General features: G+C 41.3%; 17 protein-coding genes. 6 read left to right on the top strand and 11 right to left on the bottom strand.

What is annotated here, in order from left to right; genetic code table 11:
• Positions 1-17 precede the first annotated feature (17 nt).
• On the top strand, positions 18-2,897 hold the full coding sequence (gene gcvP, locus EXZ60_RS01530; protein WP_277435165.1) for an aminomethyl-transferring glycine dehydrogenase: 2,880 nt from the start codon (positions 18-20) through the stop codon (positions 2,895-2,897).
• Between the two features lie 286 nt (positions 2,898-3,183).
• Here gcvP and EXZ60_RS01525 read toward each other — a convergent pair whose 3' ends face one another.
• Positions 3,184-8,298: a hypothetical protein gene (locus tag EXZ60_RS01525; RefSeq protein ID WP_277435164.1), complete on the bottom strand. Its 5,115-nt coding sequence runs from the start codon at positions 8,296-8,298 to the stop codon at positions 3,184-3,186.
• 545 nt (positions 8,299-8,843) lie between these two features.
• Between EXZ60_RS01525 and EXZ60_RS01520 the strand changes: the two genes are divergently transcribed.
• Positions 8,844-9,704, top strand: a complete 861-nt coding sequence (locus EXZ60_RS01520) for a LysR family transcriptional regulator (protein ID WP_064626258.1) — start codon at positions 8,844-8,846, stop codon at positions 9,702-9,704.
• A 46-nt stretch (positions 9,705-9,750) separates the two neighbouring features.
• Here EXZ60_RS01520 and EXZ60_RS01515 read toward each other — a convergent pair whose 3' ends face one another.
• Positions 9,751-12,258, bottom strand: coding sequence for an AMP-binding protein (locus tag EXZ60_RS01515; RefSeq protein ID WP_277435163.1), 2,508 nt, complete (start codon positions 12,256-12,258; stop codon positions 9,751-9,753).
• A gap of 3 nt (positions 12,259-12,261) precedes the next feature.
• Positions 12,262-13,659, bottom strand: a complete 1,398-nt coding sequence (locus tag EXZ60_RS01510) for a lysine decarboxylase (protein WP_064626256.1) — start codon at positions 13,657-13,659, stop codon at positions 12,262-12,264.
• A 208-nt stretch (positions 13,660-13,867) separates the two neighbouring features.
• Here EXZ60_RS01510 and EXZ60_RS01505 point away from each other — a divergent pair, with 208 nt between their 5' ends.
• The 4 genes from EXZ60_RS01505 (at position 13,868) to EXZ60_RS01490 (ending at position 18,115) form a co-directional block, all read left to right on the top strand.
• Entirely contained in the window at positions 13,868-14,467 is a 600-nt protein-coding gene (locus tag EXZ60_RS01505; protein ID WP_064626255.1) for a cysteine hydrolase family protein, read from the top strand.
• 521 nt (positions 14,468-14,988) lie between these two features.
• Entirely contained in the window at positions 14,989-15,711 is a 723-nt protein-coding gene (locus EXZ60_RS01500) for a ParB-like protein (protein ID WP_277435162.1), read from the top strand.
• Positions 15,712-15,977: 266 nt separating this feature from the next.
• Complete coding sequence (locus tag EXZ60_RS01495; RefSeq protein ID WP_194568234.1) at positions 15,978-16,787, top strand: TerC family protein; 810 nt, start codon at positions 15,978-15,980, stop codon at positions 16,785-16,787.
• A gap of 230 nt (positions 16,788-17,017) precedes the next feature.
• On the top strand, positions 17,018-18,115 hold the full coding sequence (locus EXZ60_RS01490) for a calcium:proton antiporter (protein ID WP_194568236.1): 1,098 nt from the start codon (positions 17,018-17,020) through the stop codon (positions 18,113-18,115).
• Positions 18,116-18,317: 202 nt separating this feature from the next.
• Here the strand turns inward: EXZ60_RS01490 and EXZ60_RS01485 are convergent, their stop codons facing one another.
• From EXZ60_RS01485 to EXZ60_RS01450, 8 genes are all read right to left on the bottom strand, one after another.
• On the bottom strand, positions 18,318-19,187 hold the full coding sequence (locus EXZ60_RS01485) for a DMT family transporter (protein WP_194568238.1): 870 nt from the start codon (positions 19,185-19,187) through the stop codon (positions 18,318-18,320).
• Between the two features lie 2 nt (positions 19,188-19,189).
• Positions 19,190-19,642 carry a GNAT family N-acetyltransferase gene (locus EXZ60_RS01480; RefSeq protein WP_277435161.1) on the bottom strand — a complete coding sequence of 151 codons (453 nt, stop codon included), beginning with the start codon at positions 19,640-19,642 and terminating at the stop codon, positions 19,190-19,192.
• Between the two features lie 70 nt (positions 19,643-19,712).
• Complete coding sequence (locus tag EXZ60_RS01475) at positions 19,713-20,276, bottom strand: Crp/Fnr family transcriptional regulator (protein WP_194568242.1); 564 nt, start codon at positions 20,274-20,276, stop codon at positions 19,713-19,715.
• A 528-nt stretch (positions 20,277-20,804) separates the two neighbouring features.
• Entirely contained in the window at positions 20,805-21,998 is a 1,194-nt protein-coding gene (locus tag EXZ60_RS01470) for an acetate/propionate family kinase (protein ID WP_115340049.1), read from the bottom strand.
• A 329-nt stretch (positions 21,999-22,327) separates the two neighbouring features.
• The gene (gene vctC, locus EXZ60_RS01465) at positions 22,328-23,089 is read right to left on the bottom strand and encodes an iron chelate ABC transporter ATP-binding protein VctC (protein WP_013868453.1); all 762 of its coding nucleotides are present in this window, start codon (positions 23,087-23,089) and stop codon (positions 22,328-22,330) included.
• Positions 23,090-23,095: 6 nt separating this feature from the next.
• Positions 23,096-24,046 (bottom strand): iron chelate uptake ABC transporter permease subunit VctG, encoded by a 951-nt coding sequence (gene vctG, locus EXZ60_RS01460; protein ID WP_277435200.1) that lies wholly within the window; start codon positions 24,044-24,046, stop codon positions 23,096-23,098.
• A gap of 22 nt (positions 24,047-24,068) precedes the next feature.
• Positions 24,069-25,004, bottom strand: a complete 936-nt coding sequence (gene vctD / locus EXZ60_RS01455) for an iron chelate uptake ABC transporter permease subunit VctD (RefSeq protein ID WP_277435160.1) — start codon at positions 25,002-25,004, stop codon at positions 24,069-24,071.
• A 27-nt stretch (positions 25,005-25,031) separates the two neighbouring features.
• On the bottom strand, positions 25,032-25,943 hold the full coding sequence (locus EXZ60_RS01450) for a siderophore ABC transporter substrate-binding protein (protein WP_069212134.1): 912 nt from the start codon (positions 25,941-25,943) through the stop codon (positions 25,032-25,034).
• Positions 25,944-26,097: the final 154 nt, after the last annotated feature.

The following is a 26,097-nucleotide window of genomic DNA, read 5'->3' as shown; positions in this document are numbered from 1 at the left end:
TTGAAAAGGTAAAGGAAATGACTGAATTACTTCACAGCCCACTGCTTAGCCAGTTAAGTACCGAAAATGAGTTTGTTGCACGCCACAACGGACCCAACTCAGCCGATCAACAAAAAATGCTCAACGCGATCAACGCCGAAAGCTTAGCCGCGTTAATCGAACAAACCGTTCCTGCGCAAATTCGCTTAGAAAGCCCAATGTCCCTTGCTGCGCCTAAAAGCGAAGCCGATATGCTCAGCGCGATGAAAGTATTTGCCAATCAAAACCAGATTAAACGCACGTTCATTGGTCAAGGTTACTACAATACCTTCACGCCGAACGTCATTTTGCGTAACGTACTGGAAAATCCCGGTTGGTATACGGCTTACACGCCCTACCAGCCAGAAATCTCTCAAGGTCGTTTGGAGTCGCTGCTTAACTACCAACAAATGGTGATGGATTTAACAGCGATGGATATTGCCAACGCGTCGCTGCTCGATGAAGCAACCGCCGCTGGCGAAGCAATGACACTGTGTAAACGCGCAGGGAAAAGCAAAAGTAACGTCTTTTTTGTGGCGGACGATGTTCATCCACAAACCATTGAAGTGGTAAAAACTCGCGCTGAATTTATCGGTTTTGAGGTACAAATCGGCGCACTCGACTCATTGCCTGAACAAGATGTGTTTGGCGCGCTGCTGCAATACCCAAGCACCACAGGTGAAGTGCGTGATTTAAGCGATATAATTGCTAAAGCGCAAGCCAATAAAATCTTGGTTACTGTTGCCACGGATTTACTGGCCAGCACCTTGCTGAAACCAGCAGGTGAAATGGGCGCGGATGTCGTGATTGGCTCAGCTCAACGTTTCGGTGTCCCTATGGGTTACGGCGGCCCACACGCCGCCTTTATGGCCACGCGTGAAGCGCACAAACGCACTATGCCCGGCCGCGTGATCGGAGTGTCGATTGACGCTAAAGGTAACCCAGCACTGCGCATGGCAATGCAAACTCGCGAGCAGCACATTCGCCGCGAAAAAGCGACCTCGAACATCTGTACCGCGCAAGCCCTGCTGGCTAATATGGCCTCGTTTTATGCGGTCTATCATGGCGCAGAAGGGTTGCGCACCATTGCGCGCCGTACTCATCATATGACAGCAATTCTAGCGGCAGGCTTAACTCAAGCGGGCTACGAATTGGTACACAACAGCTTCTTTGACACGATTACCTTAAAGAGCGCCACTCAAACTCAAGCTCTGTACGCAAAAGCGCAGCAAGCCGACATCAACTTACGCCGATTTGATGACCAATTAGGCATCAGTTTGGATGAAACCACCACCACCGCTGATCTTGAAACCCTGTTTGCGGTTTTCGATATTAAGCAATCGGTAAGCGCGCTGTCGGCAGAAATTGCCGCCAACGAATTTGCAGCGATTCCAGAACACTGCCGTCGTCAATCTCGCTTCCTAACGCATCCTGTGTTCAACACCTATCACAGTGAAACGCAAATGATGCGTTATTTGAAAAAACTTGAGAATAAAGATTTTTCATTAACTCACGGCATGATCCCGCTTGGCAGTTGCACCATGAAACTGAACGCCGCAGCCGAGATGATCCCTGTCACTTGGCCAGAATTTGGTTCAATCCACCCATTTGCACCGAAAGAGCAAGCCGCAGGTTACGCCGCTCTCGCTAAGGATTTAAAAGAAAAGCTCTGTGAAATCACAGGCTATGATGCTTTCTCGCTACAACCAAATTCCGGTGCTTCTGGCGAATATGCAGGGCTTGTGGCGATTCAGCGCTACCACAAAAGCCGTGGTGAAGGGCACCGTAACGTCTGCTTAATTCCGAGCTCAGCACACGGCACTAACCCTGCAACCGCTTCAATGGTTTCGATGAAGGTGGTGGTCGTGAAATGTGATAATAACGGCAACGTTGATATCGCAGACCTCGCAGACAAAATTGAGAAGCATAAAGAGAACCTCTCTAGCATCATGATCACTTATCCTTCAACGCACGGCGTTTACGAAGAACAAGTTAAAGAAGTCTGTAACATGGTTCACGCCGCGGGCGGCCAAGTTTACCTTGATGGTGCCAACATGAACGCGCAAGTTGGTTTAACCAATCCGGGCTTTATTGGCTCTGATGTTTCTCACCTCAACCTGCACAAAACATTCTGTATTCCACATGGCGGCGGCGGCCCAGGTATGGGGCCGATTGGTGTAAAATCTCACCTAGCGCCTTTCCTACCGGGACATATTGAAGGGGGAGTTGAAGGCAGCGATCACGCCGTATCTGCGGCCGATTTAGGCAGCGCTTCTATTTTACCTATCTCATGGGCTTATATTGCCATGATGGGTGCAGAAGGCTTAACCACGGCGACTCAAGTCGCTATTTTAAATGCTAACTATGTGATGGAAAGACTGCGCCCACACTACCCTATTCTTTACCGTGGTAGTAACGGCCGCGTAGCGCACGAATGCATTATTGACATTCGTCCGCTTAAAGAAGCGACAGGTATCAGCGAAGAAGACATTGCTAAACGTTTGATGGATTATGGCTTCCACGCACCGACGATGTCATTCCCTGTTGCTGGCACCTTGATGATTGAACCAACCGAATCGGAAGATTTAGCCGAATTGGATCGCTTCTGCGAGGCGATGATTGCGATTCGCGCCGAAATGGAGAAAGTTCAATCAGGCGAATGGCCATTAGCCGATAACCCGTTAGTGAATGCGCCGCATACACAATCGGATCTCGCAAGTGAAGCATGGCCTCACCCATATTCTCGTGAAACGGCTTGCTTCCCATCCGCTCATACTAAGGCATCAAAATACTGGCCAACCGTGAGCCGCGTCGATAACGTTTACGGTGACCGTAACCTTGTCTGCTCATGCCCAAGTATCGATAACTACCAAGAGTAGGTGCTGATGTTGATGGCGCGTCGTCACAGTTTATGATCATCTTTTAGGTTGTGACTGACTTTGTTATCAATATTCAATAATAAAGGCGAACTGAGAAGTTCGCCTTTTTGTTAGGCTGTAAAACGATTTTTGGACAAAAATGAGTTAGGACTTTTGTCCTATAACTGCTAAGTTAGATGAGAAAAATATCGAAGACCTACATTTTAAATATTCGGGCTCAAGTACAGCCACCAAGACGCACTTGATGACTGTAAGATAAAGTCTGAGCAAGTAAAATTTAGTATAACTAAACACGTATTTTTCTCGATCTAATCATGTGCTCTCGTAGATAATAAGCCCTTGCAGAACCAGTTTCTACAATTCCATTAAGTAGCTCAAGGCATGAGTTATACATTTTCCTATTTAATACACCTCTATTTTCTATTTGAAGATATCGTCCTATCGACATTTCTAAGTAATAAGCCGTATTAATTTGCTTACCTATAAGTTCTGAGTTCACAGTGAACTTTGAAGCTAGAAGATGAATACCTTTATCAAAGAACACACTATGAAAGTGATATATTAAAGACGCTAAAGCTTCAAAAACGTGGCTATTGCCAGCAGATTGATTGGCAAATTCCAATAAATAGTGTGCCCCAGCCTTCATGTCACGCTCTTCATTAGGATGACCTTGCCAAGGACTATCCGCATACATTAGTCCACGTAATAGCTGATTTAAATCATTCTGTAACCCTACATAGCGGTCATTGACATCATTCATGGCTATCTTATGTGCCTCTGGCGCTAACAAACTCCAAAGTGCCCAGACTGCGTAGTAATCATCTTCTTTTTCCACTACTACATTATATGAGAGTGTTATAGAGTAAATAAAGCTGGGGGCTTTTGAACACCCTAAGACCAATAACTCTTTAAAGGGCATAAAATTATTATTTCTTGAGTAAATAACATGCTCAGAAAGGCAATCTTGTATCTGTTTTTTAATGTCATGATTTATTTTTTCATCACCACTTGAACGATGATTTTGATATTCAGTATCAAATACAAAATTCACTAACCTGTTAACCAACTGAATCTGAACATCATCCGTAGTACAATATGGAACCATTAACATTGGTAAATGAAGAAACCATGAACAATGACTTTCCAAAGAAATGTCGTTAACCGAAAGCTTAAATTTTCCATCAACTAATTCATTGCGAAATGTTGTTATAAGGGCATTCCATTTTTCCATAGCTGCTTGCAACTCATCACCTTGTAGATGATAAAACCTACGTACCACACTATCTTCTCTTCGTAATCTGGAATACTCAACTATTCCAGCTATACAACTGGATGCTAATTCAGCGTCTCTTGACCAAAGAAATTCCCTTACCCCCTTAGCAGCATAAGCACTAACATTAAGGTTCTCATGGGTTAACGCTGTTGCCAAAGCAAACTTCAAATGCTCTTCTTGTTCTGAATCTAGCTCTAATTCAAATAATTTAGGCAAAACAAATGCACACGCTCCAGAGCCATAATAATCAGTCTTATCATGGGCGGTTGTTCCATTCATATTATCTGCGTGCATAAATATGGACTCTAGGATAACTCCTAGGCACCACTCTTTATCTCCATCACTTAAGTTCAAAAGATCATCTCTAACACAAACAGCAGCAACAGTTGTGATTGCACCAACCGCCATATCGGCAAAGTTGTGAATTTCACCTTTTTGGAGGGAATTGAGTGATTCTTTTGCGGCTATTAATGCATCTTGATATGAAGAGAAATATTTTTCTTCGAGCAACTTCTCTTCGAATAATTTTCGGCCCCATAATTTCAAACTAGTTACAGTGTTATCAATTGCATACTGTTCGTTAAACTCTTGTTGATCTTGCTTTAAATCTGCAGGAAGCTCAGACGAGCTTTGAAGCAATATTCGATCATTATCTTTATCTTCAACAGCTTCCCAAGTCCTTGTATCAACTCGGTGTACCATATACCGAAGTTTTTTTTCATTACGAGCAATCGCTTCACCTGTCAATTCATCAACAATTTTTAAAGCATCATCTCTTAACTCACTGACGAATTGAAGCCTTGTTAATAAGGTTTCTAAAGACTCTTTTCTCCAAGGTCTAAGTGCGGCTTTTCTTCTTTCCTCGATGTAAATTTTTGTCATTACATCTCTTTGATGACTAAAAAAGTGTAATTCATTCCCCCCCATTTCTTGCGTCATTCGAATTAAATCTAAATGGTATAAATCAGGAGTTTTCAGTAAAGGAAATGCTGCTTTTCCTACTTTATTAGGGAAACCTGTCGCCACAGAAGATAAAACAGAAGTAGGCATTACAGAGTTACTTTTTCTCAGCAAGTAATCGTATATCCATTCTATTTCATTGTCTTCACTACACGTATCTACATATTCAACCAACCAATTTTCTAACGCCATAAGCGCACACTGAAGAAGATATGGTAATGTTGACTGACCTCGGTAACCTTTCCAAAGGTGAGGTGAGGCATACTGCTTTATTAATGTTCCATCATTGAGAATTACACCCACTTGCTTTGCAGCTGTTTCATCAGAGAAGTACTTTTCTTGTTCATCCGCAGAAGGAGCGCCAAACTCAGATTCAGCATACTTCTGTGCAGTTAAATTGCATAATTTAATAATAAAATCTAACGCTAATCTAGGTTTTGATTCCAGGAGGTACTTAAAAGGTCCTTTAGAACCACTTGCGGGGAAAAAATCACGCTCTCGATCTAAACCATAGGATTCTTCAACATCAATTCGGCCATAAGAACTATAGCCAAACTCATCTTCTTCTGTTTTTTGCAGTAACCACTCATGCAAAGAAAGCTTAACTATAAAGTCAGGATCACGCTTGCACAACATAGGCACATTAGTGCCTACAAGGGCTAAACTAGTCAGCTCATCAACATAGCTTAACCTTCTAGGCTTTACCTTGGAGATGAAAACATCCTGAGCCATTAATTCATCAAATTTTTCTTTGATTGCTGTCGAAACCTTTAATAAGGCATTAAGTATTTTCTTTCTTCGCCCCTCATCACGATAAGAATCTTTAACTGGTTCAAGCAGCCATAAACATAACAAGCCAACCTTTTGTGATGCATTTGGTAGTTCCTCATATATATTAATGAGTCCACACCATTCATTTATCACCTCAACAACTTGAGTAAGCATAGTGTTACTCAAGTCATGCTTAACCTCATAGATAAAATTAAACAATGCCTCCCAACCGTTACCATAAGGCTGTAAAAACAAAGATTTCAAAATCCCTGATTTTTCATCTTTAACCAATAAATTATTATATAGTGAGCTTGGTCTTTGACAGGCTATTCTGAGAATAAAGCAAAAGCGGACCAAAAGTGCACAATCATCCTTTAGCAGCTGAGACTTAAGAGAATATAGAAAATCTTCTGGCGAGCCATGTTGCATAATCGCTGCAATAGCTTCATCCTTCCAGTAACTTTCTATACCATCAGTAGTCAAGACTTCTTCAACAAATTCATTGGTTGCATCATCAAATTTCAATTTTCTGTATAGCCATAACCGGAAGGCTCTACTAATTGCAGGTTCATTACCAATAGTTAATAAAAATTGAATTAAGTCATGCGAATTTTCAACGTACTCGCTCTCAATGTATTCTTCCAATGCCCAGTCCTCTAATACATCGTGCATTGGACTTATAGTGGCAGACTTCTGGTCACGGTGGATTAAATGATCCTCTTCCAATTTAGCAATGACTTCAGGGTCAAACTCACTAGCTCTAATACCAAACAACATTTTTTTCGCTCGTTGTTTTGCAATATTAATAAAAGTTGTTCTTCGCTTATCTGGCATTCCTGATTTTCTATCTGCCTCTTTTGAAATCACTGTTGCCCAGACAGTATTTCTAAAATCGACTTCGGTATCACCAGATTTAAATTGTGCACCATTACCAATAGCTCTTACTGCTATCTCGATAAAGAATGGTACTTTAAGCAATTCAGTTAACGAGTCATTAGATATTAACCCTGTTAACTCAGGAATATGCTCACTGACTTGGGCAACTTGATCCGTAGTAAGCCCTTCCACATTCACACTGTCAAACTGGATAGCACTAGGTTGAAGATAATTAAAAGTAAGTTGTTGATATGCATAATCACGGCCCGTTGCAATAATGGTCCAACCCGCTTGTTTTTTTATGTATTGAAGTAAATCAATAAATGCATCTTGATAATTTAGCTCTAAAACTTTTTCTAGAGACTCAATAACAAGTATTTTTTCTTTAAGTAACGAGAAGTACCCTTCAATCTGACCTAACGTAGAATTCATTCCGATAGATGTAAATACATCGTTAAGGTGGTTTTTATCTAAGTCTTCAGCTCTTAAATAGAAAACAGGAACGTCTTTACCTTTCGTTGAGATAAAGTCTTTAACAACTCCAGACTTTCCAACACCTCTAGCTCCAGTAACAAAAAGAAAGTCATTTACCTCGTACAGTTCAGATATTTCTGCTATCTGATCAGCCCTATCTATATGAAAACCATTAATAGTGTTCGATATTCCATTAAATATATGTTCACCACGCTCTTTAAGCTTTAAGAAATCATTTTCAAAATTTACTTTACTTCTCAGATTAAATAGCAACTTAACTTCTTCAGGTGCATTATCTTGAGTTAGAGTTCCTGCATTCTGGTTAAATTCTTGAGCACAAGTTACTAATTTAGACAAAACAAGAGGTGGTGACTCATCCGAGTAACATTCAATCAAAGAGCACAAAAGATTTGCAACTACTGAGTATTTTGCATCTAAGTCGAATGAAACTAATTGAAAAGCTTTTAAGAAAAGCCATAATTCATCATCAGTAACAGCATTCCCACCATTGGCAGCGGTTAATTGTGACCTGAATATATTAAGCTTGTTAACTTTTGCTTCACTAGTGAAGCCTTTCGTTTTAGATTTTTTAATAAATTCTGCTGAGTTTGACGAATACTTAGCCCATTCCAATATTGGTAGAGTATTATTGACTTCAAGTTTGGGTAACGGGCCTGTTATTAATGCAATTGAATCATTTTCAACATTAAAGTCAGTACTTTGAAAATCATTCCACGCACTATGAATAACTTCAGCAAACATTGAATCAACAGCCCCGCTTATAGTGATTTCATGCTTAATCTGAGCAAAAAGCTGGCTTTGGTTACTTGCTTTATCAGTCGCTACTAAAACAAAGTCATCCGTATTTACGCCATCATATTTATTCTGAAACTTTAACTCTTTTGCCCTCATATCCTGTGATAAGCAGGGAACACAAGACTTTGTTAGTAATGACAATGCAAAAGCAGCTTGAACTCTAGTTTCAAAGTTAACACCACCACCTCCAGTAGAAAATGGATTGCTCTGTTGTTTGACATCATTACTCATTTATCATCTCCATAAAGCGCACAATGAAATTCATGAGTCTTTCGCTGCGCAAGTCTCACTAAATTTCAACACTTTATCGCAAAATACGGTAGGATGATATGAGCACAGTCACTTACCCGATACAAGCAATTTTTGTGGCTCAAATGGTCACAAGTTACAAAAAATTGGCAACCCAACCACGTAGAGTTTTTAAGCCAGTTATCAGCATGCGAAATAGCCTGAACTGTTAGTGCTAACGCACTTTGGGGCAAATTTCAGTCAGTGGCTGTACTAATAGTCTAATTGAAACGCCCTGTGCGGTCCCGTATGCAGGATGTTGTGTGAATAGAGAAGGAATACCGAAAAACTCACATCAGTCACCTATTTGTAGAGTGGATTAACTCTATAAACTTCCTGCGAGCATACTTTAAAAATCCTCGCTTCTCTTATTGTGTCCTGAAGGACATTTTTATTGCTTCACCTCTATTACTGACTATTTTGCAACCTATTGATGGATTGTATACTCTAAAAACGGATTCGATAAAAATTAAGCAAAGGGACAATAAGTGAACAATAGTAACTGGGATGATTTGAAGTTTTTCTTAGTGCTTTATGAGTCGGGCAAGGTAAGTACAGCAGCTAATAGATTGAATGTAAATTACGCGACAGTTTCGAGGCGCATAGATCGATTGGAAGATTCTTTAAAACTTAAATTATTTAACCGTACAGGCGATGGATTTAATTCAACGATTGAAGGTAAGCTTTTATACGAACGTTCGGTTGACCTAAGAGATAAAATCAACAGTCTATCCGAGTCTCTTTCGCCTGAATCGAAGTTTAATCAGAATGCCAAAATTTCTATGGTTCCGTTTTTGGCAGAACACTTCGTCATCGAAAACCTGAAGAAGTTGCACTCACGATTTCCCGAACTGAGATTTGAAATTGATACATCAAATCGAAACGTGAATATAGCTAAACAAGAAGCTGACATCGCATTACGTTTGGATCTTCCTGAAAAGGGTGAATCAATTTGTAAGAAACTAGGTGAAGTAGAGTTTGTATTGTGCGGTACAGATTACTGGATAGAACGATTGGTAAACGATGAACCAGTCGATGTCATCACTTACACGGCAGAATTCAGTCATCTGACAGAGTGTAAATTCCTGATTGAAAAGTTCGGGACTAAGGCTATAAAACTCCAAACAGACACAATATCCGCTCAGAAGAAAGCGGCCGAGCATGGCTACGGCATTGCACTTCTACCACGACTAACACTAGGTTTAAGCTCATTGAGTTCGATTGAACCAGAAAATCCTATTACTCGCGAGATATGGATGCTCACTTCGAAGAAGACTTCAATGTCCACACCAAAGAAGCTTGTCATGGAAGAGTTGGTGAAAATGTTTAAGAATGAGCTGAAAAACTAATAAAAATGGCAGGGCATCCTGCCATTTCTTTAAAGGAGAGGTTCTTTTAGCTTTGAGCTGTTTGTACCTGGAAGCGATTTGTACTTACAGTTTTAGGCTTTGATGCTAAGCGACTGTAAATGTTGTTTAGCACTAGAACGAGGATTGTAATACCAGCGCCGTAAACCTCAGTATTCGTGATCGTTTCACCTCTGAACATGCCAATAGTGAAAGCAGTAATTGGTACCATGTTAATAAACAACACGCCGTTGATTGGGCCTAAAGTGCTTATTCCGTGGTTCCAAGAGAAAACAGCAATCACACCAGCAAATGTGATCAAGTAGATTAACTCCCATTTAACTGCTAGAACTTGGTTAAGCGACGGCGCCTGAGTGATTCCAGCGAAGTTGGTAAAACACGCAACTAATACGATGGTAAATGCACCAAAGAAACAGGACAGCGCGGTATAGCGTAGTACTGAATATCCACTTACGTAGCTCGCGCCTAATGTATACGTTACCCAACAAAACGCACCCGCAAGAATAACTAAGCTTGGTAATAAGCTGCCACCTGATAGAGCTGAAAGATCACCTTTGGTAATCACTAGTAGAACACCAAGCAAAGCAAAAACGATCGATACAATAGTGAAATTTGAAGGTCTTATTTTTTTCAGTGTCCACATCATAACAGCTGAGATTAAAGGCATCAGCGCCATAATTATCGCGCCATGTTGTGGTTTAGTGTAAGCCAGACCAGCAAAAGCTAAGATACTGAAACCTGCGAATCCAAATGAGCCAAACAACCATAGTTTGAAGAAGTCTCTGCCTGGCAATAAAGATGATAGTCCCTCTTTAGCTGCTAATATCGCTACAAATATGAGAGACGCGGTTCCATATCGAATTAAACTGATATGTACTGCATCCATTGTCGTTAAAGCGTTCTTCGCTATTGGGAACATCGCCCCCCAAGAGATAGCAGTACCTAACAAGCATAAGATTGCTATTACAAATTGTGTGAATGAAATGCTCGACGCTTTGGTTGGTTTTGATTCCGAGTTCTTTGATGGCTGAACAGTCGCTTTATTCAATATCATCTGCTTGAGCTCATCATTACGAACTTTGCCTGATGGTGAATATGGAATTGAATCGACTTGGCAAACACCTTCAAGTTTCACCTTGAGCTTTTTGCAGATGTACTTAATGTTTCTGACCAATTCGGCGTCATCAACAATAAACTCCTCGTTAATCGCATACCCACAAAGTATGGAGTTCTTTGAGACCGGTATCATCGCTACATCTTTGATTCCCGGGAGGTGTCTTACATCGTTTTCAAGTTCATAGACATTTAGTGCGCTTTCACCTTGTGCGCGGTTTCTCAGATAAATATTTCCATCAGCATCCATTTCGCCTGTCTCTGCGGTGATAAGGTATTTATCATCATCGATCACGACATATTCAGAATCTTGGTTTCCATAACCATCCATGTTCATGTAACTCGAAATAGCAATGCGTCCAACTTGATGATTTGGAAGCAGGTTACCGTTCTGATCGACCACTTTGATTTTGTTGCCATCATAAGCTCGACCAACACTTGTAGGGTTAGTGATCAAATCACATGGTTCAGCTAGTGCATTAACACCAGTTTCAGTTGTCCCATAGTACTCATGGATTACGGGGCCAAGAGCGTTGATAGCTTGAAGTTTCGCTTGTGGGTGAAAATGTTTACCACCAACAATGATGAATTTTAAATTGTTATCATTAGATGCATAACCACCTAGAGAATAATGAGTGACCACATCATTCAAAAGTGGGGGAGTCATGGCACTTGTAGTAATCCATTCACTTTTAATTAGGTTGGCCATATTAAGCGTGTCATGTGGTTTAGCGATAACGATAGTAGCGCCTAACTGCATGAATAATCGTGACCAACCACTACCGGCAGCATGATACAAAGGCATTGCAAGCAAATGAACATCTTCGGAAGAGAAGCCGTAACGCGCAGTGAAGAATGAAAATCTTCGAGCATCAAAAGACTTACTACGCACGACTGTTTTTGGTACACCAGAGGTACCTGAAGTGAATGATATACTTCTGAAAGGACGATGCTGTACTTTGATTGCTCCCGACAGATCCTCTGTATCTTCTAACAGTTCACAGAAGTTGATGCTATTCTTCAACTGACTATCTAAATCAACGATAGTCACACGCTTAGCAAGTTCCTGTAAATTGATATTATTTTCAATACAGTATGACGATGATACAACCAAAATATTGCAATTGGTTGAAGTCAACATCGACTCGATTTTCTCAGTATTCTGCGTATAGTCTATACCAGTGCATGGTATCTTTAATGAAGATGCCGCTGACATTAGGTAAACCAGTTTTAGGCAATTCGGTGAGATGTAACACATACATAGGTCGGCACGATTGTTGTCTATCTTCGAAGACAGGTTTACCGTGATTTTGTATGCCTCTCTATAAAACTCAGACCATGTGACTTTTTTGTCACCGAAAATGACGGCGTTTTTATTTCCTCGAGCAGAGGATATTTCCTTTAGTTTATCTATTGGAAGCATTATTTAATTCCCTTCAACAATTAATAGAGATGTATCGTCAAAAATTGATTGGTTAATTTTAGTTATTACGTTGTTACAAATGGTTTGTCCTGGTGTCAAAATCGGAATCCCAGGTGGATATAAAATATAGAATGAATTCGCTATATCACCGACATTGATATTTAGTAGGTTGTTTTTGGTTTTATACTTCTTGTCTATTTCACATAGAGCATTAGCCAGTAAGCCAATTAATTCATTTGAAATCCCATGATGAAGATTTAGAAGAATTGAATTATGTGAATATCTGCTAACATATATCCCATATTTATTAAATAGGATTTCTCGAATTTTAGCGCCGCTTAATAGTTTAGTGGTGCATGTTATCCATAGCTTTGTCGGGTCTTGAATTAGATATTCTTCTTCAAGAGTCAAACTAAGATATCTAAACAGGCTCAAATCGTTAATGAAGGATTTAAGGTATTCACACTGTTCACTTATTCTATTCGAGTACTGTACTGCGTATTGGTTAGCATGACTCAAAGCGAGTTCCGTACTTGCCAGAATAGGATAACTAGGAGAGGTGGAATGATTTCGAAAGTGACTACCAACAACCTTAGTTTGACAATCCTCCGAACCAAAAACATTGATTATGCTTGCTTGTCGCAATGCAAATAAGGACTTGTGAACAGAATGCGTCACTATAAAATTAACATCATATTTCTTTGAGAGAGTTGAGGCGTTTTGTATTGCACTTTTCTCTTTCATCTTAGGATCAAAAGTAGACCAAGCCCCCCATGCTTCATCTATCACGATGTTCTTTATGCCTTTAGCTCTTTCACAGACAACAGGAAGAAACTCTTGTAAATCAAAACACACGCCATCATAGGTCTGACTGTTGATGATGAGGGTTGTATAGGATGTTCCAGTCTCTTCAGCTCTGACTAACGCATCAATTATGCCTTGGGTATCAGCAGAGTAGATATAAGCATCATCATTGCAAATCAGATCCTGTACATAGTTCACATCACTATTTTGAGCCTTCAATGAAAAGTATATAGATTGATGAACACCTCTTTGACATAAGACCTTATCAGATGACTTACAAATAGCTTCTATTATAATTTTGTTTGATATTGTGCTACCGCACGTAACGAACAGTGACAAGTCAGAACCATACATATCTTTCAATATATTCGCTGATTCATCTATAGCTTTACTTGGATCAGTTAAACTATCGAAAAATGGTGAGGTAAGTGATAGCTCTAGTTCTTTTACCTTAGATAACCTAGCGTTAAAATCCTCACTCACTACGACATCTTTTGTTTTTCCAAGATTTTGTATGGGTAACGCATGAAAACTCCCTTTAAGCTTTTTATTAGCATTATTTAAAGAGTTATATATTGGTAATGATATGTTGTTCATAATCCCTCCGACGTTTATGGTAAAAGTAAATTAACACATTGAATATTTATATAAAAATTTTCGCATATAGTATGTGCAATTAATATTGGTGTTATTTTACTTATAAATCGCCTCCACTAAATTTTTGCACATGTCATTTGCAAAAATAGGAATTAACTAAGAATTTATATGTAGGTATGATTTGCTTCAGTTTCATAGGAGAAAAAACATGAATCAATTAAATACACTTCGAAATATTGCTGGTCTACAAGAGCATAAGGTTGATTGGAATAATGCAGCTGTTCTTTTTGTTGATTACCAAAATGAATATGTGGATGGTGTTTTGTCACTAGGCAAAGCAGGAAAAACAGCACTGGAGAACGCAGAAAATCTACTAGAGACCGCTCGAAGTAAGAATGCCCCAGTTTTCCATATACTTCACAAAGCGAGTTCAGCATCACCGGTATTTAACTGCAATTCACCTTTGTCAGATGCTATAGATGTTGTAAAACCTAATGACAACGAGACAGTAGTTCATAAGACACTACCTAACTCATTTTTCAATACCGACCTAGAAGAGATGCTGCAGTTAACTGGACGCAAGCAACTCATTATCCTCGGCTTCATGAGCCATATGTGTGTTACTGCGACAACTATCAAAGCTGTAGAGTTAGGTTACGATGTTATTGTTTGTGAAGACGCCTGTGCAACACGATCATTACCTGATCAAAATGGTAATCCAATCGATGAAAATCTCATTCACTTAGTATCTATGGCAGCATTAAGCGACCGATACGCTTCAATTCAACCATTGCAAAATTTTTCATAGGCCGTTGACTATAAAGTCCTGTAAAGGCTCAAACAGGGCTTTAAGTACGATCTGAAGTTCGGAGAATACAGTGTCAATACTCAACGTAGAGCTTTAACTCAGCGTTGAGTTTCTTTTTATAGGGGGGACGAATAACCACCTCAAAATTTGGATTAGATTTATTTAGTCAAAAATCGCAAGATTAACCGACTGAGCTCGATGGCTCTAAGAAGATTTGGGGCAAAAGTGTGTTGACGGCTCGCTAATCACTCTACTCTGAAACACACTCCAAATGGTAAACGTTAATGCATTCATTCAAAGTTATAACTTTACACCCTCACTGTAACCCTGTGATTTTTATCAAACTACATGCCGACTGATAAATTCTCCAACACCTTATCGATGTTTTCTGTACCGTTAGGCTTCAAACTCCTACAATGCAAGGCAGAGGGTCGGTGAAGGCTAAACTTTCACTTTTACATATTGAATACTCAACAATGCATTTGATTGCATTGGTACCGTCATCATTCAAAAGGAATAGTATGTTGAGCAAAGGATGGATATTGCTTGCCGCCGCAATCATCAGTCAGGGAGCATGGGCACTCGCTCCTTGCGGGACAGACAGTGGCATCGGGGACTGGTGCAGCCTGGATATTAATCAGCTACACCCCACTCAGGCCGGGGTTGGTCAACAACAAGTTGATAAAACACAAGCCAAACTGGCGACAAAAAGCCCAGCACAACTTAAAAAGTATATGAAAAAGAAAAAGATTCCGGTAATCGTAGATGCTGATGGCCAGTATTGGTTGGTTGACCGACATCATCTAACTAAGGCGCTTTGGCAGCAAGGTGTTGTCGAGGTGACCGTCCACATCCTTGCTCACCTCGACAACAAGGAGAGCTTTTGGCAAGACATGCAAGGCAACCACTGGACATGGCTGCGCGATGAAAAAGGAGCCCCGCTAACTCCCGATCAATTACCTGCACACATAAGTAAGCTACCCGACTACCCCTACCGCTCTTTGGCTGGTGAACTACAAGATGCCGGTTATTACAGCAAGCATGAACAGGTTTATTTTGTTGAGTTTGCTTGGGCTAGCTGGCTTGGGGAGCAAATGAATTGGGTGCCAGTCAATGCGAGTACGCTCCCAGAACGACTCGAACAAGCGGCACAACTGGCATGTAGCTCAGCCGCTAAGGCTCTGCCTGGTTACCCCGGAGAGCAGTGTTCAACTATGCGCCACCTCATCAACACGACAAACTAAGATTCTATCGCAAAGCGAGATTTAAATAAGATTCATCATTTTGAAGATACAATTAGCCTGCGAGCGAACAAATAGCTCGCAGGGCGTTGTTCGATAAGATGAATATGTATTTTGTTACAAATCGCCCTCTTGTCTTGTGGTTCAGTCAATGATTTACTGTCGCTTCCCTAGCAACAGAGGCTTTTATTGACAATGGACGACCCCTTCAGGCGACCAATATTTACTGATTCCCACCTTCACCGTGCCCCCTTACTTAAGGAGGCCACATGTTAGAACTCTTCCTACTACCCGAAACTTGGGCGATATTTGCCACACTGCTTGCTTTAGAAGTGGTTCTTGGCGTTGATAATGTAGTGTTCATTTCCGTCTTATGTGAACGGCTCCCCGTTCAGCAGCGGCCACTTGCGCGTAACTTAGGCATTTTGTTAGCGGTTATCGCTCGGATTGGTTTGGTTTTTTCTATCAGTTGGCTGATGTCGTTAACTGCACCGATAGTCGTTTGGTTTAACAACGAATTATCTGGACGAGATTTTATCCTCATCTTCGGCGGTGCTTTTCTGTTATTCAAAGCAGCAAAAGAGTTGTGGAACTGGCTAATGCCTGATGAGCATTCACATACGACGACAGTAAGTGCTGGCCTTGCGGTCGTGTTACTGCAAATTGTCGCGGTTGACGCGGTATTTTCCATGGATTCGGTAATCACTGCGGTGGGTCTAACTAATGACATTCCTATCATGGTCGCGGCCATTTTAGCGTCTGCGGTGATCATGGTATTAACCGCAGCGCGCATTAACGCCTTAGTCACCCGTTATCCGGGGTTTAAAACGCTGGCATTACTGTTTTTAATGATGTTGGGCGGCTTGTTAATCGCGGAAGGTGTTGAGCTGCACATCAATAAAGGCTACGTCTATTTTGCGATGGCGTTTGGTTTGGCAATGGAGATTTGTCATATTCAATGGGCGAAGAAACAAGCAATCAAGATTAAGCAGTTACGTCCTTTGAAGCTAGATTCATTAAAACTAAGCTCACTAAAAAGAAAAGCGCCTTTACTAAGTACGAAGTCAACAGCGCAGTGATATTGATAGTTAAATCGAATAAATACCGAACGTCATCACTACCACAACCCATTACTTTACTGTACCTGCGGATTGTGAATAAATGAAATAAAGTCATTGAGTTATGAATGAAAATGTGTATTTCCAAGACGAACACACTATCATAACAATTCGATTATTATTCACCCTCTATGGGTGAACCTTTTATCCATGTCGAATGGTTTGTACCGTTCTAGAAAAGACGATTGCCTATGAAAATATTTTTCCACCAGGAAATTGCCCTGCTTTTTGGTCTATTGACTCTGTTTTTCTTTAAAACATTAGGGGCTGATTTACTATCAGATACTACCCCATTTTGGATCTATATTCTTGTTTCTACTGGGCTATTTGCTATTGTGACATGGGCAATATTCTCAGTTGTTCGCCATTCGGATGCTCTAGCAGCCAAACTTGGTGAACCTTTTGGTACCTTGATTCTTACCCTCTCGGTGATCTCACTTGAAGTGGTAATGATCTCTTCTGTAATGCTCACTGGTGAACCTAACCCAACGATGGCTCGCGATACTATGTTCGCCGTCGTAATGCTAGTCACCAACGGCCTTGTTGGCTTTACTTTGCTACTGGGTGGGTGGCGTTACCATACCCAAAGCTTTAATTTAGAGGGCGTTAAATCTTATTTGGTCGCAATTATCCCACTAGCGCTGCTGTGTCTCGTTCTACCAAACTTTACTGAGGGTGGAAGTGAGGGAAGCCTGTCTAGCGCTATGTCTTGGATGCTAATTATCATATCGGTGTTGCTCTACGGCGTCTTTCTATTAATTCAGACCCGTAGTCACAGCCATTTTTTCGTTGGCAATGATCGTGAAAATGATGAAGATCATCATGGCCCACTCCAGAGCAATATCTACCATACATTCATGCTATTCGCCTACCTTTTGGTAGTAATCATGCTGGCGAAAACGTTAGCAATCCCTATCAACTATGGGGTGCATGTTATGGAAGCCCCTGCGGCGTTAGGTGGTTTTATTGTTGCGTGTATTGTGCTGGCACCTGAAGCCGTTGGTGCGCTTAAAGCAGCATTCAATAATCAACTGCAAAGGGCAATGAACCTCTATTTCGGTTCTGTGCTAGCGACTATCGCGCTTACTGTGCCAGCCGTTCTATTCATCGGCGCGATGATGGATCAAGAGGTGCGTCTTGGGCTATCCTCTGCTGATTTGGTATTACTTGTCACCACCTTAATGGTGTGCAAGGTAACATTCAGTAGTGGCCGAACCAATGTATTACATGGCGCAACGCATTTGGTTCTGTTTGTGGTTTATCTTTTCCTGATGTTTGAGCATGCTTAGTCGATAACTTCAAATTCAATAAACCGTAGCCAATAAAAAAACCGAGTTTAAACGCTCGGGCTTTTTATTGGCTGCAAGACTTACGGTCAAATACGCTCTACACATTCACGAGCAATTACCAGCTCTTCATTGGTTGGGTTTATATTCATGGTAGATGTCATCAATATATTTTCTAATTCACTTTCGCCTATGCCTTTTGGGTTTATTCGGACGGTTGATTCAACCGATTTACTTGTAACAACATTTTCCAAGGTAATAAAGGTAGTATGATCATCAATATCCCTAATATGGTAAAAAAGTCTGGCACTTCATTGAATAAAGTAACACCAAATAAGGTGACAAATACCAGTCCTGAGTTCTCTGCTAGGGCAATAGAATTAGCAGGTGCTCGTTGATACGAAGCAACAGCTAATCCGTTGTAAGTAAGAACCAAAGTTGCACTTGCCAAAATGAACAGCAGATTCGTGGTCGAAAGAGGCACCCAATGGAATATAGCTAGGCAGCCAGAGATCGGTAGTGAAAGTAATGATGTCCAAAAAAGCGTGCTGACAACAGTTTGCTCCGTTGGTAATTTTTTCGCGGTAAGGTTGAACAAGGCAATTGTAAATGTAGTAACAAGGGCGAAGACTACCGCCAATTCAAATTCTGATGGTCTTAAAACCACAATCACTCCTGAAAACCCTATAAGAGATAATACACTGCTCTTAATCGTTAGTTTCTCTTGGAGAAGTAAAATCGATAATGGAAGCATCATTAGTGGCGCAGCATGAAAAATCGCATTAGCCGTAGCTAAAGTTAAGTGAGTGATTGCAATTACCATGCAACCGCTGCCTATTATAATTAGATGTGCCCTAAATAGATTGAGTTTAACGCTATACAGTTTTCGCTTTTGCTTGGACTGCTTTAACCATAAAGGATAAATAACTAAAGTAGAAAATAATTGCCGTATAAAAATGTACTGAAAGGCTGATACCTCCCCATTAAGTAACTTAACTGCGACATCAGATAGTGAAGCAGCAAGATTACCTAATATGAGAAAGATAATCGCGAGGTTTACCACAGGAAAAGACACTGTTATTTTTCCAACTTCATATCGATATGTGGGATGTCATCCTCCAAATACATTACAGAAGTCGGCATAAATCCATGGTTTTGGTAGAATTCTGATAGGTGTTCTTGAGCGCCAATTTCGATTGACTCTCTGGGCCACAACTTGTCACATGCACATAGAGCCTCTTGTACCAGTTGATGCCCTATGCCCCCTCCACGAGAATTTTTTGAAATAGCAACACGACCAATACTGACGGATGGATAACTAACCCCCTTTGACATTAAGCGTGCGCAGGTTATTAACTTGCCACCTTGATAACCCAGTAAGTGGTAAACACCTTCTTGGTGATCTTTACCATCCAACTCAGGATAGGGACATTCTTGCTCGACAACAAACACGTCCACTCTGAGTTTTAGCAGTTGATATAGTTGCATTGTTGTTAATTGGAGAAACGGATGGAGTTGCCAAGTAATCATTTTAATTCAGCCTTACACATAGTGATATCCGAAATGTAGCAAGGTGAATAAGTCTAGACATTAACAATTGTTAAGTTGGATTGCGTTTTTTGATACGACTCAGGCTGATCGGTGTAATGCCAAGATAAGCTGCAATTTGATAATCGGTGAGGCGCTCTAACAAGTTAGGATAACTGTTACAGAACTGTTGATAGCGTTCTTCTGGAGTATAAAGCAACATAAAACGTTCTTTGTTTTCTTTATACATCAGTTGTATTTCCAATAGCTTGAGATAAATACTATATTTATTCTTACGCCATGTTCTTAATGTTTCGATAGGGAGAGACATAATCGAGCAAGGGGTAAGTGATTCAAGTTGGTATGGTGATGGCGTTTGGTTAACTAGGCTTTCAAAACCAATGATCCAGTCATTTTCCCAATAAAACTGTTTGCTAAACTCTTTGCCCTTATCAGTAAAATAAACAGCGTGACATATTCCTTCTAATAGAAAGAAAATCTCTTTTGCAACTTCCCCTTGATGGTGAAAAATATGCCGACTAGGCAAAGAACAAAGCTTTGCAGATTGCTTTAGTTGTTCTACTTCGTGTCGAGTAAAGTCATTTTTTTGTAACTGCTCTAGGAAAGCGTCAAGCATAATTGGTTGTACCTAAGTATTTATCTATAACCAAACATTAACTGAATATTTAAGCACACAATAAATTCGCCAAAAAACAATTAAAGCGGAGGTGTTCAGGTGATGATAACCTACATCAAATTAGCATTCTACGTGCCATTTTATACCCCTAGGTTCCTTATTTGTAGCTGTGAATGACTTACAAGCAAGAATCGTAATTAATAAGACAAGAAAATTTCGCATATTTACCTGTAGGTATCATTTATCAGCAAGACTTTGCAAGGTAGCATACCCTGTGAGTTTACTATCTACTAGTGTCTGCTTGTCGTTCAAAGCCGATCTTTAGAGTAATTGCGTTAGCTTGTTTCGGGGCATAAACAAGTCAACACGAACCTTGTTGATTTAAGGGCACAAAAATGAATTGTATAAGGCAATTTAGTAAGCCATGTGTGTGTCGCCATGCACATCCTTAGCGATGGTCTATCCAACATATGAGTACAAAAAAAGCGAGCACTAAGCTCGCTTTTATCCATTTGATTTTAAATGTAATTATAGCAACTCAACCGACTGTTGAGCGATCACGAATTCTTCGTTAGTTGGTACCACAAGCGCTACTGCATTTAGCATGTCTGATTTTGCGATAATGCCAGCATTACCGAATCGAGCTTGCTCGTTGCCTTGCTCATCTTCCACAAAACCAAGAATTTTCAGGTTGCGTAGAATCTCACGACGAATAGGCAATGCATTTTCGCCAATGCCACCGGTGAAAATAATACCGTCGAGCGAATCAAGCGCTGCAAGGTATGACGCGATGTATTTCGCCACACGGTAGGTGAAGACTTGGAAGGCCAATGTAGCGCCTTCATGACCTTGCTCCATGGCTTCGAGAATGCCACGTGCATCGCTGGTTAAACCAGAAACACCCAAGAAACCAGAGGCTTTGTTCAATGAATTAAACACTTGTTCTTGTGTCCACCCCTTCTTCAATAGAAATTCAATGATGCCTGGGTCAAGGTCACCACAGCGAGTGCCCATCATCAAACCGGAAAGCGGTGTAAAACCCATACTGGTATCGACACTCTGGCCATCTTTAATTGCGCACACTGACGCACCATTACCAAGGTGAACAGAAATAAAGCTGCTTTCTTCAACTGGCTTGTTGATCATTTTTGCCGCTTCACGGCTCACAAAATAGTGGCTAGTTCCGTGGAAACCATAGCGGCGAATACCAAACTCAGTGTACAGCTCTTTTGCAATCGCACCTGTGTAGGCTTTTGCTGGCATGGTTTGGTGGAAAGCGGTATCAAAAACAGCAAACTGCGGTAACTCAGGAAACGCTAGCATTGCCGCGCGCATACCAATCGCGTGTGCTTTATTGTGTAGCGGTGCTAAATCACTAAGCGCTTCAACTTCGTTGACAATTCTTTCGTCTAACTTAACGGTCTTAGTAAACTTCTCGCCACCATGTACTACGCGGTGTCCAATTGCAACGACGTCATCAATCAAGCCGTAGCTTTTCACAAGCTCAACCAGTTTTGCAACCGCCAACAGGTGGTGATTCGCTTCACCTTGAATCGCACAATTGGCTTTTTCTCCGTTAAACTTCCAGCTCATACGGGCATCATCAAGCCCAAAGCATTCACCTAGACCACTCAGTACGGCATCCCCCGTATTTGAATCAATCACCGCAAACTTCAGTGATGAGCTGCCAGAGTTAATAACCAAAACAAACGAGTTCGACATGGGGTAAGTTTCCTGTTTTAGACTAAGTGTTGAAGTATACAACTTCTTGGTTTACGTGACCCTCATTATTCAATAATTTTTTAATCTTTCAACTTTGTTTTAGTTTCAGCATCATGCCAAACGATTTTTTCTTGATCTGAGGCAAGTTATTATTTCTTTTGAAGTGAGAAATATATCAATATTTAAGTCCATCCTGTAGCGCGCAGTAAACATCTGCGCTTCCACCATTTTGCGTTGACAACATTAGGCAGTAAAAAGGGGGCTTACGGTGAATCGAAAGCGTTCTGTTCAGTACTCGTAACGTTACACACACCGGCAGTTAAACCGCATCAATGGGTGTAATACATACAAATACGCTTGCTTTCTATTTCTAATACGTTGAACGGCGTTTCATAGATATCGCTCAAAACCGACGATTGAATCACCTCTTGTACTGTGCCAGTTGCTACTACTTGGCCTCGTTTCAGCGCAATGATGGAATCGGAGTAACAGGATGCAAAATTGATGTCGTGAATCACCACGACCACCGCTTTATTCAACTCATGTGCTAAACGCTGAATAGTGGCCATGATCTGCAATGAGTGTTTGATATCGAGGTTGTTCAATGGTTCATCGAGAAAGATGTAATCGGTATCTTGGGCGATCACCATGGCAATAAAGGCCAGCTGGCGTTGGCCGCCACTCAGTTCGTCGAGGTATTTATCTTCTATCGCTTTAAGATCAAGATATTCGATCGATTGCTCAATCATCGCATGATCGTTGGCCGTTAATTTACCTTGCGAATAAGGAAAACGGCCAAAAGCCACCAGTTCTTTCACGGTAAAACGCATGGTCAGAGTATTGGCTTGGCGCAGAACTGATAGCTTTTTAGCCAACGCTTTAGTATCCCATTCAACCAGCTCTTTGCTTTCAATCCAAACTTTACCGCTATCACGGCTAACCAAACGGCTGGCCATCGACAGTAAGGTACTTTTCCCTGCACCATTAGGGCCAATAATTGAAGTGACTTTGCCTTTTTCAAACTGCGCACAGGCCTTATCCACAACGGCTTGTTGGCCAAACACTTTAGTCAGTTTATCTAGCTGAATCATATGAAATTAAACCATTTTATTACGTAAAAGGAGGGAGAGAAAATAGAGACCTCCGATGAAATTGATCACCACACTCAGCGTTGTTTCAAACTGGAATACTTTTTCAACCACCCATTGACCAGAAAGCAATGCACACACCGCCATCGCGGAACAACCAATCAATAAGGTTCGGTGTTGGTATGAACGAAACCACTCGCGCGTTAAGTTGGTGACCAATAAGCCAAAGAACATCACGGGCCCAACTAAAGCGGTAGAAATAGCAATTAATACCGCACTAAGCATCAATACATGGTGCGTCACTCGACGTACATCCACCCCTAAACTGACCGCGTTATCGTTATCCAACCATAAAACATCCAACACGCGATGCAGGCGAAACAGGCCAAAGCAAACCAGCAGTAGTAATGGTGTTACCCAATACACAAGTTCCACTTTCACGTTGTTGAAGCTCGCAGACATATTGGACTGTACCGATGAAAAATCATTCGGATCCATCAGCATGATCAAAAAAGAGGAAATGCTGGAAAACAGTTGCCCCAGAATGACTCCTAATAACAACAACACCATTAAGTTGCTCTGCTGCTTACGAAAATAAAAAGCGAATAACAAACTAGAAAACAGCAACATGGCAGCAACGGACAACGAAAAATTGAGATAAGCATTGAGCGCGTAGCTACTTAGGCCACCAAAAAGAGTCACCACTAGCACCTGCACGAACAGGTAAAGTGAATCAAACCCCATGATGCTGGGCGTTAAAATTCGGTTGTGGGTAATGGTTTGAAACGCTAGAGAGGACTGCGCAATGGCAATACCCGCTAACACCATCGCCAATACTTTGGGTACACGACGAGAAAGAAAATAGTGATAGTTGTCGGCGTTCAATCCAACACCAATAAACAACCCAGCAAAAAGCAGAGAAGCCAAAACCAGTAACCACAGTTTGCTATGATCACGCAAAGTGATGCTCGCACATACAGACTTACCCATGGCGTTGTCCTCGCAACAGCAACACAATAAATACACTGCCACCGAGAATACTGATGATCATCGAAATCGGCACTTCATAGGGGAAAATAATCAAACGACCGCCCAAATCACATAGCAGCACCAATAACGCACCGAAAATGGCCGTACGAGGGATATTTTTGCGCAAGTTGTCACCGTAATAGTGGCTGACTAAATTAGGCACAATCAACCCTAAAAAAGGCAGTTGACCGACAATCATCACAACCGTCGCAGACATCACCGACACCAAACAAACGCCAATCACCAGCACTTGCTGATAGTTAAGCCCTAAGTTCACAGCAAAATCTTTACCCATGCCGACGGCCGAAATTCGCGCCGCATACAAATAGCTAAAGAGGGCAACCGGAATCGCAATATAGAGCAGTTCGAAATCCCCTTTCAGCAAATTGGCAAAATTGGCTACCGTCCAGCTAGAAAGGTTTTGTATCGCATCGTATTTGTAAGCGATGAAGGAGGCGGCGGATTCCACCACATTGCCAAAAATAATGCCGATCAAAGGGACAAAAATGGCATTTTTAAACTGCACGCGCTGAATCAGTTGCACAAACAGCAAAGTGCCCGCAATCGAAACCGAGAAAATAAGCCACAAGCTTTCACCGTGGCCAAAAAAAACTAAGCTCAACACATAGCCCAGCATGGCGCATTCAATGGTACCGGAGGTAGAAGGCGCGGCAAATCGGTTTTGGCTGATTTGCTGCATAATAAGACCCGCGATACTGAGCCCTGCCCCGGCTAAAACAATCGCCAACAAACGTGGCAAACGACTGGTAAAGAGCAGTTGCCAAGTATGGGCATCCCCTTGCAGTAATGCCATTAGTGATAGATTGCCTACCCCCACAAACAGTGAAGATAGGCTGACTACCAACAAAGCAAGCAATAACTTTTTCAAAGCTAACCTCAGCTTGTTTGTGGCAAATTAGTGAATGTGTACAGCATTTCTAACGTCGCTGATCATCTGCTCTGTAGCAGTCACACCAGAAATGGATAGGTACCAAGCATTAAGGTCTAAAAAGGCCATACTTTTATTTTTGTAGGCCGCAGTCGCTTTGATCAGGTCATTTTCAAACTCTTGGCGAGTGTGACTTTGCCCTTTGTTGACCAACGTATCACGATCAATGATCAATAAGGTTTTAGGATCATGTTCGCGAATAAATTCATAAGAGATCAGATCGCCATGGCGTGTCGCTTTGATGCTATCGACGGTCGTTTTGAATCCAAAATCTTTATACACCGCCGAGAAACGTGATTCAGGCCCAAAAGCGGTAATGTTACCGCCAGAGCTCATCACTGTGAGCGCATCGATTTGGTTGTTCTGATTAAAGCTACGAAGCGCTTGAAACTGCTTATCTAAATCTTCAATTTTGGCTTCCACTTGGTCTTCAATAGCAAATACTTTGCCTAGATTACGCCACTGCTGCTGCGTACTCTGCCAGTAGCCTTGGCTTGCATCGGCTGCAAAAACGATAGTGGGTGCAATTTTAGATAGCTCGTCATAACTGGTTGCTGCGCGCGGCCCAATCACAATCACATCTGGTTTTTGCATATAAATGGTTTCGAAATCAGGCTCAAATAAAGAACCAGCAGGTGCGTATTTATCGCTGTTGTACTTCGCTAAATAATTCGGCAGTTCAGTCACTTTCGATACCGCGACAGGTTCAATACCAAAGCGATCTAACGTATCTAACGCACCTAAACCAATGACAACCACACGTTGCGGATTTTGCTCGATCGTCGTGGTACCGAGTTGATGATCCACAGAAACGGTTTTAGCACTGAGAGTAAAAGAGGTAAGCAAGCCAAGTGCTGCCAAACTAAACAACGATTTCATATAGGTTCCCATTTAAAATAACTGCGACAGATTTTGATAAGCATTCGCATTAAGTTCGGGTAATATAATCGTTGACAGTCGTTCAAGCAACCCTATTCACATCAAAATCAGCCATGATGATCAGAAGCAGCAAGAATGATGAAAAAGCGAGCGC

Source organism: Vibrio sp. 1151_11 (genome assembly GCF_029478525.1).
Lineage (GTDB): Bacteria > Pseudomonadota > Gammaproteobacteria > Enterobacterales > Vibrionaceae > Vibrio > Vibrio anguillarum.
The sequence above is the reverse complement of the archived record's forward strand: the minus strand, read 5'-3'. Positions and strand labels throughout refer to the sequence as shown.

What these genes read in the sequence shown, in the direction of transcription:
- gcvP (WP_277435165.1), top strand. Translation starts at nt 18, where the DNA reads ATGACTGAATTACTTCACAGCCCACTGCTTAGCCAGTTAAGTACCGAA.
- EXZ60_RS01525 (WP_277435164.1), bottom strand. Translation starts at nt 8,298, where the DNA reads ATGAGTAATGATGTCAAACAACAGAGCAATCCATTTTCTACTGGAGGT.
- EXZ60_RS01515 (WP_277435163.1), bottom strand. Translation starts at nt 12,258, where the DNA reads ATGCTTCCAATAGATAAACTAAAGGAAATATCCTCTGCTCGAGGAAAT.
- EXZ60_RS01510 (WP_064626256.1), bottom strand. Translation starts at nt 13,659, where the DNA reads ATGAACAACATATCATTACCAATATATAACTCTTTAAATAATGCTAAT.
- EXZ60_RS01505 (WP_064626255.1), top strand. Translation starts at nt 13,868, where the DNA reads ATGAATCAATTAAATACACTTCGAAATATTGCTGGTCTACAAGAGCAT.
- EXZ60_RS01500 (WP_277435162.1), top strand. Translation starts at nt 14,989, where the DNA reads ATGTTGAGCAAAGGATGGATATTGCTTGCCGCCGCAATCATCAGTCAG.
- EXZ60_RS01495 (WP_194568234.1), top strand. Translation starts at nt 15,978, where the DNA reads ATGTTAGAACTCTTCCTACTACCCGAAACTTGGGCGATATTTGCCACA.
- EXZ60_RS01490 (WP_194568236.1), top strand. Translation starts at nt 17,018, where the DNA reads ATGAAAATATTTTTCCACCAGGAAATTGCCCTGCTTTTTGGTCTATTG.
- EXZ60_RS01480 (WP_277435161.1), bottom strand. Translation starts at nt 19,642, where the DNA reads ATGATTACTTGGCAACTCCATCCGTTTCTCCAATTAACAACAATGCAA.
- EXZ60_RS01475 (WP_194568242.1), bottom strand. Translation starts at nt 20,276, where the DNA reads ATGCTTGACGCTTTCCTAGAGCAGTTACAAAAAAATGACTTTACTCGA.
- EXZ60_RS01470 (WP_115340049.1), bottom strand. Translation starts at nt 21,998, where the DNA reads ATGTCGAACTCGTTTGTTTTGGTTATTAACTCTGGCAGCTCATCACTG.
- vctC (WP_013868453.1), bottom strand. Translation starts at nt 23,089, where the DNA reads ATGATTCAGCTAGATAAACTGACTAAAGTGTTTGGCCAACAAGCCGTT.
- EXZ60_RS01450 (WP_069212134.1), bottom strand. Translation starts at nt 25,943, where the DNA reads ATGAAATCGTTGTTTAGTTTGGCAGCACTTGGCTTGCTTACCTCTTTT.